The 14104-nt window shown below is 50.1% G+C and carries 14 protein-coding genes; 5 read left to right on the top strand and 9 right to left on the bottom strand.

What is annotated here, in order from left to right; all coding sequences use genetic code 11:
• Positions 1-103: 103 nt before the first annotated feature.
• From JRI95_04050 to JRI95_04035, 4 genes are all read right to left on the bottom strand, one after another.
• Complete coding sequence (locus JRI95_04050; protein ID MBW2060716.1) at positions 104-478, bottom strand: VOC family protein; 375 nt, start codon at positions 476-478, stop codon at positions 104-106.
• Between the two features lie 113 nt (positions 479-591).
• On the bottom strand, positions 592-1749 hold the full coding sequence (locus JRI95_04045) for a thiolase family protein (GenBank protein ID MBW2060715.1): 1158 nt from the start codon (positions 1747-1749) through the stop codon (positions 592-594).
• Positions 1750-1782: 33 nt separating this feature from the next.
• Positions 1783-2214: a Zn-ribbon domain-containing OB-fold protein gene (locus JRI95_04040; GenBank protein MBW2060714.1), complete on the bottom strand. Its 432-nt coding sequence runs from the start codon at positions 2212-2214 to the stop codon at positions 1783-1785.
• Between the two features lie 45 nt (positions 2215-2259).
• The gene (locus JRI95_04035; GenBank protein MBW2060713.1) at positions 2260-3093 is read right to left on the bottom strand and encodes an enoyl-CoA hydratase/isomerase family protein; all 834 of its coding nucleotides are present in this window, start codon (positions 3091-3093) and stop codon (positions 2260-2262) included.
• A gap of 473 nt (positions 3094-3566) precedes the next feature.
• Here JRI95_04035 and JRI95_04030 point away from each other — a divergent pair, with 473 nt between their 5' ends.
• Complete coding sequence (locus JRI95_04030; GenBank protein ID MBW2060712.1) at positions 3567-4496, top strand: hypothetical protein; 930 nt, start codon at positions 3567-3569, stop codon at positions 4494-4496.
• On the opposite strand, the gene JRI95_04025 is transcribed toward JRI95_04030, so the two are convergent.
• Entirely contained in the window at positions 4493-5836 is a 1344-nt protein-coding gene (locus JRI95_04025) for a phosphoglycerate kinase (GenBank protein ID MBW2060711.1), read from the bottom strand. The genes JRI95_04030 and JRI95_04025 overlap by 4 nt on opposite strands.
• Positions 5837-6027: 191 nt before the next feature.
• On the bottom strand, positions 6028-6612 hold the full coding sequence (locus JRI95_04020; GenBank protein MBW2060710.1) for a PEP-CTERM sorting domain-containing protein: 585 nt from the start codon (positions 6610-6612) through the stop codon (positions 6028-6030).
• A 437-nt stretch (positions 6613-7049) separates the two neighbouring features.
• On the opposite strand from JRI95_04020, the gene JRI95_04015 reads away from it, so the two are divergent.
• The 4 genes from JRI95_04015 (at position 7050) to JRI95_04000 (ending at position 10320) form a co-directional block, all read left to right on the top strand.
• Positions 7050-8327, top strand: a complete 1278-nt coding sequence (locus JRI95_04015) for a hypothetical protein (protein ID MBW2060709.1) — start codon at positions 7050-7052, stop codon at positions 8325-8327.
• Positions 8282-9028 carry a tetratricopeptide repeat protein gene (locus JRI95_04010; GenBank protein MBW2060708.1) on the top strand — a complete coding sequence of 249 codons (747 nt, stop codon included), beginning with the start codon at positions 8282-8284 and terminating at the stop codon, positions 9026-9028. The genes JRI95_04015 and JRI95_04010 overlap by 46 nt, the downstream gene beginning before the upstream one ends.
• A gap of 45 nt (positions 9029-9073) precedes the next feature.
• On the top strand, positions 9074-9511 hold the full coding sequence (tsaA, locus tag JRI95_04005; GenBank protein ID MBW2060707.1) for a tRNA (N6-threonylcarbamoyladenosine(37)-N6)-methyltransferase TrmO: 438 nt from the start codon (positions 9074-9076) through the stop codon (positions 9509-9511).
• Positions 9512-9657: 146 nt separating this feature from the next.
• Positions 9658-10320 (top strand): class I SAM-dependent methyltransferase, encoded by a 663-nt coding sequence (locus JRI95_04000; protein MBW2060706.1) that lies wholly within the window; start codon positions 9658-9660, stop codon positions 10318-10320.
• 118 nt (positions 10321-10438) lie between these two features.
• Here the strand turns inward: JRI95_04000 and JRI95_03995 are convergent, their stop codons facing one another.
• The 3 genes from JRI95_03995 to JRI95_03985 form a co-directional block, all read right to left on the bottom strand.
• Positions 10439-11749: a hypothetical protein gene (locus JRI95_03995; protein MBW2060705.1), complete on the bottom strand. Its 1311-nt coding sequence runs from the start codon at positions 11747-11749 to the stop codon at positions 10439-10441.
• 137 nt (positions 11750-11886) lie between these two features.
• The gene (locus tag JRI95_03990) at positions 11887-12411 is read right to left on the bottom strand and encodes a carboxymuconolactone decarboxylase family protein (protein ID MBW2060704.1); all 525 of its coding nucleotides are present in this window, start codon (positions 12409-12411) and stop codon (positions 11887-11889) included.
• 62 nt (positions 12412-12473) lie between these two features.
• On the bottom strand, positions 12474-13910 hold the full coding sequence (locus JRI95_03985; GenBank protein MBW2060703.1) for a PQQ-binding-like beta-propeller repeat protein: 1437 nt from the start codon (positions 13908-13910) through the stop codon (positions 12474-12476).
• Positions 13911-14104: the final 194 nt, after the last annotated feature.

Genomic DNA, 14104 nt, shown 5'->3' with positions numbered 1-14104 from the left:
GCCTTCGCAGGAATGACCTCAACAAAAAGCTCCACCCCTCCTAAGCAACCGGAACTGTGACTTAGATCAGAAATTTTTCGAGGCCGTTATCAAAAAAGAATATTTATTTTAATTCGTCTGCTGGAAGAAGCTCGATCAGGATTCCATGGGCGCTTTGGGGATGTATAAAACGGCGGCCAAGGACAGTCATGCCTTTTTTTTCACAGACCTTCAGCACTTCCTCCAGATCCTCGACAAGCATTGAAACGTGATGAATCCCCTCTCCATTGGACTTGAGGAACCTTTCGATCAGGCCATTCGCGCCTCTGGGTTCTAACAGCTCGAAAAACCCCTCTCCCACTTGAACCATGCGGGAAAAAAATTCATTTGTTTCCATCGAATAATCGGTAAGCTCAGCCCCAAAAAGCTCATTCAGGAAGCGGGCTACTTCGTCCACGCTCCGGACAGCGAGCCCCACATGATGAATGCCTTTTTTCATATGTCCTCCTCCAAGTTTCTTCATGACCCGAAGTGCTGAAGGTTAATCTTTTCAAAACATTGACCCCTGATGAGGAGCTTGTACAGGGCTCGCAGGAGGCCACTGCGACTTTTTTATTTCTTTAAAATAAAAACATTGCAGCCGCCCAGGCCGACGTTGTGGGTCAATCCCACTTTGGGGTTGCCAGGCACCTGCCTTGGGCCGGCTTCGCCCCTGAGCTGAGAGACGATCTCAGCCATCTGGGCAATACCCGTCGCTCCCATGGGATGCCCCCGGCTCTCTAATCCGCCGTCGGTATTGACCGGGACCTCGCCGTCAATATTCGCCTTTCCCTCCCAGACGAATTTACCGCCTTCGCCTGAAGGGCAAAACCCACACTCCTCAATGGCGAAAACCTCACCAGGCGCAAAGGCGTCATGCACTTGCGCCACATCAATATCTTCAGGCCCAACACTGGCCAGCTCATACGCCTCACGAGCCAGCCGGGCAATAAAACCTTCGGACACGTCGCCGCCCACACTCCGGGGATTATACTCGGGCGTCCCGCTGCTCCACCCGGCAATGGTGATGGGCTTGCCTTTGAAACGATGCGCCACCTCCTTGGCGCAAATCACCGCGGCCGAAGCCCCATCCGTAGTGGGAGAACACATATATAGAGTGATGGGGTCTGCGATCATACGGCTGTTCATGACCTCCTCAAGGCTCAATGCCTGCTGATACTGAGCCATGGGATTCATGGTCGCATTCTTATGATTCTTGACCGAGACCTGACCGAACATCTCCGGCGCGGTGCCATAGTCCGCTATGTGCCGCCTGGCGCGCATGGCATACTCAGCCGGCATCAAAAACATGCCCATCAGATATGAATAAGGCGCCCCTGGCCCGCCACCGCCGGCTGTTACCAGACCCCGACGCATCTTCTCCACACCGGTGCAAAGAACGACATCATAAAGACCGGCTCCAACGGCCCAGGTGGCGATCCTGACCGCGGTCGAAGAACTGGCGCAGGCCTTCTCAACATTGTCAATCAGGATACCAGGCTGGCCCATTTCGCCAAAGACTTGCTGGCCGGTCCCTGTAACGCTCTGCACCCGGCCGCTGAACCCGGCCTCAATATCCTTAAACTCGGCGCCGGCGTCTTCGAGCGCGGCCTGGATGGCCTCGCGGCCCAAATCTCCCACTCCCTTGTCCGGCCAGCGTCCGAACTTGTGCAGGCCAATACCGACGATGCAAACCTCCCTCATCTTTTTCCAAGCTTTTACATTAGGCACGCTTCTCCTCCTTCACGGAAAATAACTTCCCGACTAGGCCTTCACAGCTCTGAACTTGTATGCGAGCTGGTCGTTGCCTTCCTGATCTTCACTCATCTTCTCGAAGTAAACCTCCACGTCCATATCAACTTCGAGATTCTCCCAGTCCTCGGTCACCACGGTGTGAATCTGGCAGCCCTCCTCCATCAATACAATGGCAATGGCATAAGGCACCTGCACCAGCGCGCCCGGAAGCTGCTGCTGGGCCACCGTGTAAGTATAAACCTTACCTCGCCCTTTTAAAGGCGCTTCCTCCAGGGACGTCTGACCGCAATTTAGGCAGATCGTCCGCTGGGGAAAGAAATACTTCCCGCATTCCTTGCACCGGGATGCAATCAGATAGGGCTTCTCGCCAGGTTTGTCAGGGATCCTGAATATACCCGGCTTCAAGGGTACTTGTTTTTTCCCAGTCTTTTCTTCACTCATGCTTGAACTCCATTTGATAATGATTTTTAAGTAGCCTGTTGAACCTTAATCTTGTTGTTGATCCTCGAGCATGGCGGCCAGCTTTTCACGGTCCTGCCCGGTCGAGACATACAAACGCATCAATTCGACCGCTTCCTTACTCCGGATGGCCTCAAAAAACAGCTTCCTCTCAAGAATAAGGCCTTCCTGTAAGGTCATGTCCACACCCTCATAAATAGCTTTCTTGATAATTGAAACCCCTACCGGCGGCCTGGCCGCGAGGGCTTGAGCAAAGGCCATGACCGTGGGCATGAGTTCTTCCGGATCGCAAGCCTTGGTGACCAGGCCAAGGCGCTCGGCTTCATCCGCGTAAATCCGGCGGCCGGTCAGGCAGAGTTCCAGCGCCTTACCCACCCCTAGCAGACGAGCCAGACGCTGGGTCCCTCCACCACCCGGAGGGAAACCGGCATTGACTTCTGGCTGGCCCATGAAGGCGTCCCGGGCAATGAAGCGGATATCGCAGCCCAGGGCCATTTCACAGCCGCCGCCCTCCACCGGACCGTTAATGGCGCAGATGAGCGGCTTAGAGGTATGCGATCCAATACCTTGTGGTGGAGGAAGCATGGACATCTGCTGCGCTACCTCTTCTTCTGAGGCCTTGCTTAAGTTCTCAGCCCAATCCAGGATCGAAGAAACATCAAAATGCTGAATGAACATCCCGGGCGTGGCACTGGTGATAATGCCCACGCGCAGCTCAGGATCCTTATCAAACTCCTGTACAAGCTCCACTAACTCCTGACCCGACTCGATTGTCGCCAGGTTCTGGGGAGGATTCGAAAACTTCCAAACAATGACCGGTCCGTCTCTTTCGATCTTGTAAAACCGTGGTTCAATCGCCATGCCTAGCTCCTTTTTTTAGAAAAAAAATCAAATTGTGCAGGGAGGTTAGCATGTAATAATTTTTCGTGCAACTGATTTTGGGTTAGTGATTTTGGGGTTAGCTGATATTTTAAGGTTACTCCCATACTCTAGCTCGATTGTGTAAGCGATATAATCCAAAGAAAACCTCTCGCTGATCGGATGCAAGACGGCCCCGGAGCAAGGAACGGCATAGTAAAGTTCCAGGTGCCGATTTTAATTGAGGGCCATGAGGGTAACCCTGTATCAGAAGAAGGCCTTTATTGCTTTGAAAAAACGATCGATTAGTGAAAACGCAAAGAAGTAACTTTAGGCGCAAAAAAAAATACGATATTCTTATAAAAATTGACGATACCTGTATGTGGCATAGAAAACCCTTGATTATTCCAAACAGGCTGTCTAATATTTATCGCCGTAAGAAAATTTATCTTGCAAGATATGAAATACTAACAGTTATGATGCAGCCTTTTTATAGCAAGGAAAGCGATACTTCAAAAGAATCAAGGTTGTTCGATGCGGCGACCGTGATCCTGACGCGGGATAAAGACGGTGCACCTTTTGAACTTTTTCTAATGCAGCGCCACCAGAAGCAGTCTTTTATGGGAAGCGCTTTTGTGTTCCCGGGCGGCCGGCTGGATGAGGCGGACTGCGATTCTAGCCTGGCCGCATACGGTCAGGGTCTTTCAGCCGAAGAGGCGAAGCTGAAGCTGAACGAGCCGGGTCTTTCGAAAGAGAAGACCTTTGGCCTGTTTTTCGCTGCGGTGCGTGAGACATTTGAGGAGGCCGGTGTTTTGTTGGCCGCTCACACCTCTGGAGGGAAGATAGATTTTAGCGAACACGAAATCAACAGCCGCTATAATGCGTATCGGTCAAAACTGCACAATCAGGAGATATCGTTAAAAGAGTTAGCTCAAAAGGAAGACATCCGCTACAGCCTTGATCTCCTTGAACCTTACGCCCACTGGATCACTCCGGAAAATGAATTCAAACGATTTAATACCCGTTTCCTGCTGGCGCGAATGCCGCGAAATCAGGCGCCCATTCATGATTCTGTTGAGATGACCGAATCACTCTGGATAACTCCAGCGGATGCACTTAAACAGCAGGAGGCTGGCAAAATACTGCTTATGCCGCCTACATTGAAAACCATGGAGGAGCTCTCGGAGTTTTCGACTACTGGTCAGCTTTTAACCGCGGCCGCCTCCCGCAAGATCCAACCGATTTTACCTCAGGCTTTTTCTACGCCGGATGGATTTGGGGTCAAGCTGCCACACGACCCGGAATACTCCATTTCAGGCTCCAAACAGCCGCCCCGGCCCGATGAGCCGTCACGCATCGTCATGAAAGACGGACGGTGGAAAACAGTAATGGCTGAGAGTGATTAGTTGTTTGGGTCGTAATGCCGCTTTGATTGTTCCAGCTTTTTCCCTGCATTTTCGATCAGGGCCTTGACCGGTGCGAGATCGTATGGTGTGCCGTCCTCGATGGCCTTAAGAACCGTCCCACCCCCTGTAAAGAAGTAATACTGAGCGCTGTCCATGGCGGCGAGATACAGCCCAGGGGAAAGATTTTTAAACTCCTGAAGGGTGTCGCCCCCGCCGTAGAATTTTTGAGCGTGCATGTTCTGATCAATGGCCTGGTCCAGTTTTGCAGACCCCTCGTAAAAGTGGGGGGTGAACCCCATAACCGCATTTACGAATATAGTTTTGGCGGATCTAATGACTTCGGATACACCGGGGGAATCGAAAGATTCGGGCGCGACGTCCAGAAAGTAACCGGGCGCCTCTCCCTTCTTGAGATCCTTGATGCTGCGGGTTCTATACTTACCTTCAATCCGCCCTTCAATTATATCCGATTCGATCACCAGAGGCAGCTCGATCAGCTTTTTGGCCTCCCGGTCCTGTTCAACCAGGTCCCTGGCAGCCTTTATGTCGTCTTCGTTCACTCCGGCGATCTTGAGATCATATTTGGCGCAAAGAAAGGTGTTGTAAATAACCCCGCCCAGGATGAGATTATCAACCTTCTGGTATATTTTTTTGAGGGGGCCGATCTTGGTATCGTATTTAGCTCCGGCAACCACGGCAAGGAAGGGCCGTTCAGGTTCCAGGATATGCTTGAGGTTACTGAGTTCCTTTTGGAGGAGAAAGCCTGCAAAGCTGGGCAGATATTCAGCGACATCAGAAGTAGAAGCGTGGGATTGCCATGAGCCGAAGGCGTCATTAACATAGACATCAGCTAGAGCGGCCAGCTGCGAGGCAAATCGCTGCCTCTTTTCGCCTGTGGCTTCCTCGCCCTCAAACCAGCGGGTATTTGGCAGATAGATGCCTCCGATTCGGTGGGCGCGCAGATCCCGGATATGCCAGTTAATGGAAGCATCAATCTCTCTGACGCCTCTTTCAGGATCAACCGGAAACTCAGGAATCGTGAACCTGGTGTGCAGCTTCCGCTCCAGATACTCAACAACCGGCTGAACCGCAGTTTCATCTCCAACCTTAATCCGGCCGGTTTTTTTGTCGCGCGTTCGGCCGATGTGAGTCATGAGGATGAGTCGGCCGCCGCGTTCTACGATGTTGTAAAGTGTACCAAATGTGGCGTCAATACGATAGGGGTCGCGAATTTCCCCTTTCTTAACCACGTTGTGGTCCACGCGAACCAGGACGATCTTGTCCCTGAGATCAGCGTTCTGGAGGACAGGCAATCGCGGATCGAGGTCCAAATTATTCATGACAAAACTCCTGATAATAGCTGACAGAATTTTGGCAATATGAAACCCTTAAACCAGACTTATTATACTTCTGATCTTGAGGAGTGTAAACTAGTTATTATCAGGAATGATCAAGAAATTAAGCCGCCTTTATATATGATCAAGGCGGCTCTGCAAACATATAAGATTGCGCTTCACTCAATAGCGGACGTTTATTTTCCAAACTTCCTTCTGAATCCGGCAAAGGCAATCAGGCCGGAGCCTAAAAGGATCAAGGTCGCTGGCGCCGGAACCGTGGGATCTGAGTTTGAGCGTAACCAGGCGCCAGGCCGACTGGTATAGCTGCCGATGTCACTGACATAGCTCAATGATGTTATTTTATTAAATAGTGGTGATACGTTTTCTTCGCTGCCCACGCCGACTCCAGCATTTGGTGAGGCTGGGGAGTAAAACCCGAGCCATTCCATGGTTTCCTTCCCGTTTATCGGCGACGTCCAAGTATAGCTAGAGGGGCCTATAACCTGCTCTAACGCCACGCCTGAGGTTTCCTTAAAAAGCAAACTAAAAACTTCCATAGGCGTGGCCCATTCCCAGATCGAACTACTGGTGACAAAGACATCAATGGCTATTAAGCTCCATCCAGCGAACTCGTTTGGATCGTACCAGAAAAAGCCGGCATCTGTGTCTTTAAAATATTCTGAGTTAATTCCCCAGTCTATTAGTGTCGCATGCACATATACGACCGAACCCATCAAGATACAGAAACCAACAAGAAATGAGATCACGGCTTTTTTCATAACGATCAAACCCCCGGGTGCATTATTCATTAAAGTTATATTTTACAGCTTTCCTTTTAGTAATCCTGCTTATATGTTGCATTAAACTGCCTTAAAATCGCACGAAGATAATCAGCGGTCAATACGAAGATATTATGAATTTTTAGCTTTTTTTAGTACGAAGAAAGTACTAAAAAGGGATGTATTATCTAATACTTTTTTCGTATTACTTTTTGAATAATGTGTCTTTATTGCGCTAATTTTTACCAGTAATAAGATAAAGGTGTTCTGTATTATTGCCTCTATCAAATTGACATCTAACCCACATCTCGGTTATATTCCATCGAGATAAAAAGGACTTATCAGGATTGATATATAATTACATGCGCTTGTGGTGCTTTTTGGCGCCTATAACCGCGGTCATCCCGCCTGATCACAAACAGGTTTGATTGTTTATTATGGTTGAAAAAAAGAGCATAAAGGCAAAAGGACACTCCAACACCGGCGACCGGACTTCAGGAAAGGCCAGGCCGCCTGGGCTGGTGATGCCCGACGAACCGCTGCCGCTCGTTTTCCGCATAGGGCTGATACTGATTTTCGGGCTGCTGTTTATTTTTACTTTAAAAGAGGTGTCCAGCCTTGATGTCGGATTTCACCTGCGAACCGGAAACTACATTCTGGAAGGTAACGGGTGGCCGAGAACCGATCCGTTTTCTTATACCTTTCCGCACCATGTTTATATTGACTCGCAATGGGGCTACCAGGTCATTCTTGCCTTGATGGAGAAGATTGGCGGCTCTGCCGCTCTCATTTTTTTTCACTCGTCCCTGGTGCTTGTTTGCTTCTATCTTTTATATCGCACGGCCAGGCTTATGCCGATTGATCCAGTGACTCTCCTGCTGCTGTTTTTCCTTTCTGCAGCCGCTGCCGAATTTCGTTTCATGGCTCGGCCGGAACTGATGTCATGGGTATTTCTGGCGAGCGTCTTGTACATCCTTCACCGTTACACCGAAGGGCGGAACCCGCCGCTTTGGCTGCTCCCGATAATCCTGCTGATCTGGGTCAATTGTCACAACGGGTTTGTGCTCGGCTGGATGGCAGTTGGCTGCTTTTTCGTCGGACTGTCAATAAAGCAGCGCCGTTTCGACAAGCGGATTTTCAAATGGGGCTCAGCTTCCGTGCTGGTGACCGTTATCAATCCCTATCATATCCATGGCGTCCTTTTTCCTTTCACGTTAATAAGTTCCTTTCGGTCCGGAAGTTTGTTTGGCCAGGCCATCAGTGAGTTGGTATCGCCGTTTGCCTCTGGCGGTCAAACCACGGTGCAGTTACCTTTCTACCCTTATACGATCCTCGTGCCATACTTCATCTTGTTTGCGGCGTCACTCGTGGCTGCGGTTTGCCTCTTTCGTAAGCAAAAGTACTGGGCCGTGCTATTATTCCTGCCATTTCTTTATCTGTCAGCCAAGATGATGCGAAGCATCCCGCTATTAGTGGTGGCGTGTCTGCCTGTTATGATTTACGGGCTTCCCCTGGACCATGTCGGGCGGCTATTCAGGTGGGGAGACAGGCGGTACCGGCGGTTTACCCTGGTTGCGGCTTTGGTGTTGATGCTGCTTACAATCGGGATGGCTTCATACGTGGTTACCGATGCCTATTATTTATCAACCCGCCGCGTTGATCGGTTTGGATGGGACTGGAACCGCACCGCTCTGCCGGTGGAAGCCATGAACTGAATCATCTCAATTTTGGCGGCTACCTGATGTGGGCCACCGGCCAAAAGACATTCATTGACGGTCGCCTTGAAGTCGTTAGGGAAAAATTTTATGCGGAATATGAACGTTATTTTAGCCCGCGACAGGACAAGAGACAGTGGCGGCAGGCGTTAGAGCAAGGCGTGACTCGCTGGAATATTCAATGGATAATCTTTCCTTACGACGTCAATCCGGGGCTGTTGAACTTGTTGAGCCGCAATTCAGCCTGGCGCTTAGCTTATGTAGATCATAAGGCCGTCATCTTTGTGCGCAACGGCCCCGAAATCGAGAGGTATATAGACCCGAACCTTAAGCGATTACTAAAACCGTCCATCCCATCTCCATTGAGAACTTTACCCGGGCTCTTTGGCAACCAGCGTCCGAATTCATTCAAACGTTTTCTATCCGGTTTTTTCGAAAAACAGGCCTTCCCAACGCACCACCATATGTTCGGGCTGTTTCACTACTTCCGCCGCGAGTGGCCAAAGGCCCATGCGCACTTTACAGAAGCCGTCAAGGAGAGCCGGGGTTATTACTATGAGACATACAACAACCTGGGGTCCGCATCGTTTCGCCTGGGACAACTCGATGTAGCACGGCAGTGCTACGAGATCGTCTTGAAGGAGGACCCAAAAAATCCGATTGCCTTGCGTCGTTTAAGGCAGATTAGTAAAATGAACTAGCCCCTTTATCAAAATGCCTGATTGAAATTAAAGGAAGGCTTTAAGATGAGCATTGTGATGGAACCCATTGGCTACGTGCGCACTGACGCCAAAATGATCCCCCGGCATTGGTCTCTCTCGGATACAGAGGGAACCTTAGTTATTGATGAAATATACCGGGAAGGGCTTAGGAATATTGAGCCAGGCCAGCGGATTGTTGTCATTTTTCATTTTCATCGGAGCCCTGAATTTAATACCCAGTTTCTAACCCAAAAGCCTCCACACCAAACAGAAAAATTGGGTGTTTTCAGTATCTGTTCTCCCTTTAGGCCTAATCCCATTGGCATGTCGGTTTTAGAAGTCCTTGAGGTCAAAGGCTGCGTCATATCTGTAAAGGGGTTGGATATGATTGACGGTTCGCCTGTTCTGGATATTAAGCCCTATATCGAGGATAAATATAGCTGTCCAAGCTTTGAGGGTAAACGGCGGCCAACCACGCCCTGACTTAGCTGCTGAAATTTTCAGAAAGATATATAAGGGTTGCGATCAGTTCTGCCTATCCGTTATACTCAAGGTCTATCTTATTGACTGCCTGTAAATCTAATGCAAATTTTTCTAGATTTTGCAAGAGTCTCAAAGGTTAAAATAAAATGAAAACATACGAAGAGGCTTTGGCCAGGTTGCTTGAAAACCCAAAAGAGTTCTTTGTTTTTCAAGAGTATCGAGATGACAGAGGCCGTCATCCTGAAAACTTTTTAGATTTTGAATGTCAATTTGCAACCGATCAGATAAGCAAGTTTGATCCTGAAAATATCCTTGATATCGGATCATACAGGCATTTTCTGATGGGACTCATGGCTCACTACCAGGTAACGACCATTGACGTGAGGGACAGGGAATCAAGTTTAAACAATGAAACCGTGGTCACCTGTGACGCCACCAGGCTGGATTTTCCAGATGATTCATTTGAGGCGGTTCTTTCGATGTGTACCTTGGAACATGTTGGCCTGGGACGGTACGGCGATCCCATAGATTTGGACGGGGATAAAAAGGCGATGCATGAAATGGTCAGGGTTTTAAAGCCTGAGGGAGTTTTGATTTTTACGACCACGATCCACAATGCCCCTCCAGCGATTGCCTTTAACGCCCACCGAATATACAACTACAAGATGATAAAAAGTTTTTGCGTTGACCTGGAACGGGTAACTGAAAAATTCTTCAGCCACCAGACAGGTAATTTTTGTTCCATCGAAAGAATTACTACTGACCCAAGGTGGTGGGATGTTTACTGCGGCTGCTGGCGGAAAACATAAATATTATGGATGATCCTTATTACAAGCCTCACAGAAGCGAGGTTTAAATTCAGGTAAAAAGGGAATCCGTAAAGGAAGATGTATCTAAGAACCACTCTCAGGTGGCTGTAACCCATTCCTAGCGCTGTTTCTCTTCCAGTTTCTGAATCACATCAATCAGAGCGATGCCAACCGGTTCCAGAAAGGCAGGTTCCGTCGTGGCAGGCGTATCATAACGGGTATGGAAAAACGGGTGCCCACCGAAGAAACCAAAAGCTCGATAACCGGCAGCCATAAAGTGCCTCAACTCACCGGCGACACGTCCCCTGCTGCGCGGGACAAATCCCGGAACGTTTTCAAAGGCGGGTTTCAGTATGGGCATCAAGTCTTCAGTGCCCACTAGGTTGAGGTGTCCATAAACCTTTGGTAGAGGTTTAAGGCCGCTTGGCGTTTTTTCCCAAGCGCGCGTTGAAATCGAGGCGCCCAGATGTATCCAGCAGGCGACCTCCTCCACGCTGGGAGCATACTTATCGAGGGTGTGATGTGCGCCGATATTGTCGAGTTCATGCCCTGAGTTGCCCAGAAAGAGGTAGCTGAATTGTGATTGGCTTTGTCCTGCCCAGCGTGCCAGTGCCAAAAATAAAGCCACGCCCGGACCTCGCTCACCTGCACATTCGAACCAGCCACTCGTCGGTGTAGTAACAACGATCCATCTGTCACCCCGCCTGAGAGTTCCAACCAGATTGTGCGCTTGAGCGTCAGGTTTTTCCTCCCCGTCAATGAGAAGTGACGCCGCCAGGCCTGCTTTGGCCGCCTTTGCAGCCCTTGCTTCATCTTTTATGGCGATGATCACGCTTGGCAGAGGAAGCGGTGTCTGGTGAAATGGCTGACGGGCGTTAATGGCAGGTAGATCGCCTGACAGGCTCCCCACTGCGACCACCAACCCCACCGCGCCAGCCTTGGCGGCCTGAACGGCGATGCTGTTAATACCCCGTGAATACACAGCCGCCCTGGCCGAATTCCGGCTCGAAACAAAAGCGATGCGACCTTTAAGTTCACCAGCACCGGTATCCCTGGTCATAACGGCCAGAGGCGCTCTGACCGGCGCCGGTCCCGTAGTCTTGGGGTACCAGAAAGGGAAGGTTTCCACCTCATGACCGCCCACGGTGAGCGCACATGAATGGATGAAAAACTGGCGCAGCTTCCAGGTCTGTAGCCTGCTCTCCAAGCCTGCTATTTTTAACTCACCGGCGATCCATTTAGACGTAGCGATATCGCCTTTGACGCCAGTCATATGAGGGCCGAGTTTTGCATATACCACCACGTCTTTGTAAAGCGCGTTCCCTTTCAACATAGCTTCCGCCGCATTTGCCTTCGAGGCCGCCACAAGGCAGTGGATTGCCGCGGTAAGTATCAATGCTGTCCAAAGAGCCGGTGTAAGACGTTTCATACTTTTCCTCCTTTTATCAACCAGAAAAACGAGCAGCCGGTCGTCTTAAAGAAATAAATAGAATCTCTTGCAGACCGACACCTCTCCCTGCCTCACTCCAACAGGCCTTGGAAAAAAACGCTTAAACGCATAGCTGTCTAAAAGGCCTTCTTTTTTTCGAGTTCCACACGAGTAGATTCGACAAAGCGGCTGAGCATGTTGAAATAGCTCAAGCAGAGGATGAGCTCCGCAGCGCCGCGAACACCGTAAGAATCGAGAATCTGGGCCAAGGCCTCATCACTAAGTCGAATATCGCGGCTGATTTCATCAGCAACGCGGCAAAGCAGATTACCTTCCGCATCCAGGGATACAACAGGGTCCTCCTTGGCAATCATTGTAATCTCATCTTCAGTAACGCCGGCCGTTTTAGCGACGCGGACATGCTGGGTCCACACATAATTGGATCGTGTAACATGCGCCACCCGGAGCACGGCGATTTCGCGCTTACGCACATCAAATTCGCTCCTAAGCAGGATGGAAGTCGCCAGTTCGAGAAAGCCTTTAAAGCTGGCAGGCGCGTTGGCAGTCATACGAAAGACGTTCAAGGGCGGGAGAGTTGAAAGCGTTTCTCTAATATCAGAGGGAAGGTCATCATCTTTTGGAAGCGGCAGGTATGGAGGCATAGTTTTTCTCTTTATCGAAAGTTAAAGTTAAAATCCAGTGAGTGATATAAGGTTTCACTGGTTTATTCGATCGCATGAATCTTGCCATCTTCAGTACGCTGAAAGAGGAGTCCGGCGGCGTATACAGGGCTTGTGTTGATGGGTGCGCCGAGGGAGAGCTTCCAGAGGAGCTTACCTTTATGCCGGTCTAAAGCATACAGTTTGCCATCCACTGAGCCAAAATAAACTGTATCGCCCAGAACCAGCGGCGCGGCCGGGATACGACTGCGGGCTCTGAATTCCCAAAGAGGTTCTCCTTTCAAGGCGTCACGCGCGTAAAACCACCCGCGCCTGTCCCCAAGATACAGGGCCTCGGGTGTCACAGCCGGTGACGAAGTGAAACCGAACCAGGCATGTTTCGGCAGTGTACGCCACATGGCCCCAGCCTGGGGCGGCGGAGGCGGCACTGGCAGCCGCCACAACCAGAGCTGCATCCATATCCATTTGAAAGGATACTGCCCTGGCACTTCACGGGCTTCATGTTTTATGGTATAGAGCCGACCTTCTCTGGTTACAAAATAAACAAGTTTATTTGCCACAACCGGGGCGTCAACGAGGTCACGATAAGTTCGGAATCGAAGCCGCTGTGCCCCGGTCTTTGCCCCAAGGCTGTAAAGACTTCGGTCGCTGGAGGAAACGTAAAGCACACCATCTCGAAGGGCTGGAGCAAATTGAACGCGGCCTTCAGTCATGGTCTTCCATATCAGCTCACCGGTTTGGGCGCTCAGCGCATAAATCGCCTGGTCACCCGACCCGATATAAAGGATGTTATTAACGACCGCCGGCGAACTGAAAATAAAATTACCTGTCTGGTATTCCCATTTGAGCTGACCGGTGGAGCGCTCCAGGGCCATGATGCGGCCGTCTAGCAGGCCCATAAAGAGCAAAGTGTCGGCTATGACGGGCGAAGAATGAACCGGGCCGGTAGTTTCAGTTTGCCAAATTTGTTTACCCGTAGCAGCCTCCAAGGCCAAAACTTTAAAATATCCGCCCACATAGAGGACGCCGTCTGCTACCGCTGGAAGTGATTCCGTGGGTTCTTCACCCAGGGTGAGTGACCAACGAATTCGACCATGCAGGGGAGATACGAGAAAAGGAACATAACGCGTATGGGCTGTGTCTCTGGCATAACCTGTCCACTCATCAGGACTGGATAGAGAGGCCCAATCTGAGGCGGGCTGTCGGAACAGGACAAAGGGGTTGGGAACAAAGGGTGAAGTCCAGGCCAGATATATAATTAACAATAAGACTAGGACCGCGAGAATGAGTTGAAGCTTCCAGCGCGATCGTTTTTTTGCTAAACCCTCAGGCGCCCACCAGCTTGAAGTATAGTAATGGCACTGTGAACAGAAGTGATGAGGCGTTTTATAACTGGCCCCGCAATTGGGGCAGACCAGCCAGCCCCCTGTGATTTGGCTTGACGAAGCAACCAGGGCCTCCGATTCGGACCTCAGGTTCATGTTTACGGTATCTCCGTTAAGTTTCAAGGTGCGCCATCTAATTGGTTTCGATCTAACCTAAGTAATAGTAGTTTATCAAAATGATATAAAATGACAAGTTCTTAAGTGCAAAAGCGAGCCGAAAAACCTGATGAACCCGTGTCCTGACAATTTATGCTTTGGAGAAAAAGAAATACTTCGATAGCAAACCGGTT

This window comes from Deltaproteobacteria bacterium, assembly GCA_019308995.1.
GTDB lineage: Bacteria > Desulfobacterota > Desulfarculia > Adiutricales > JAFDHD01 > JAFDHD01.
This window is presented reverse-complemented; position numbering and strand designations above follow the sequence as displayed.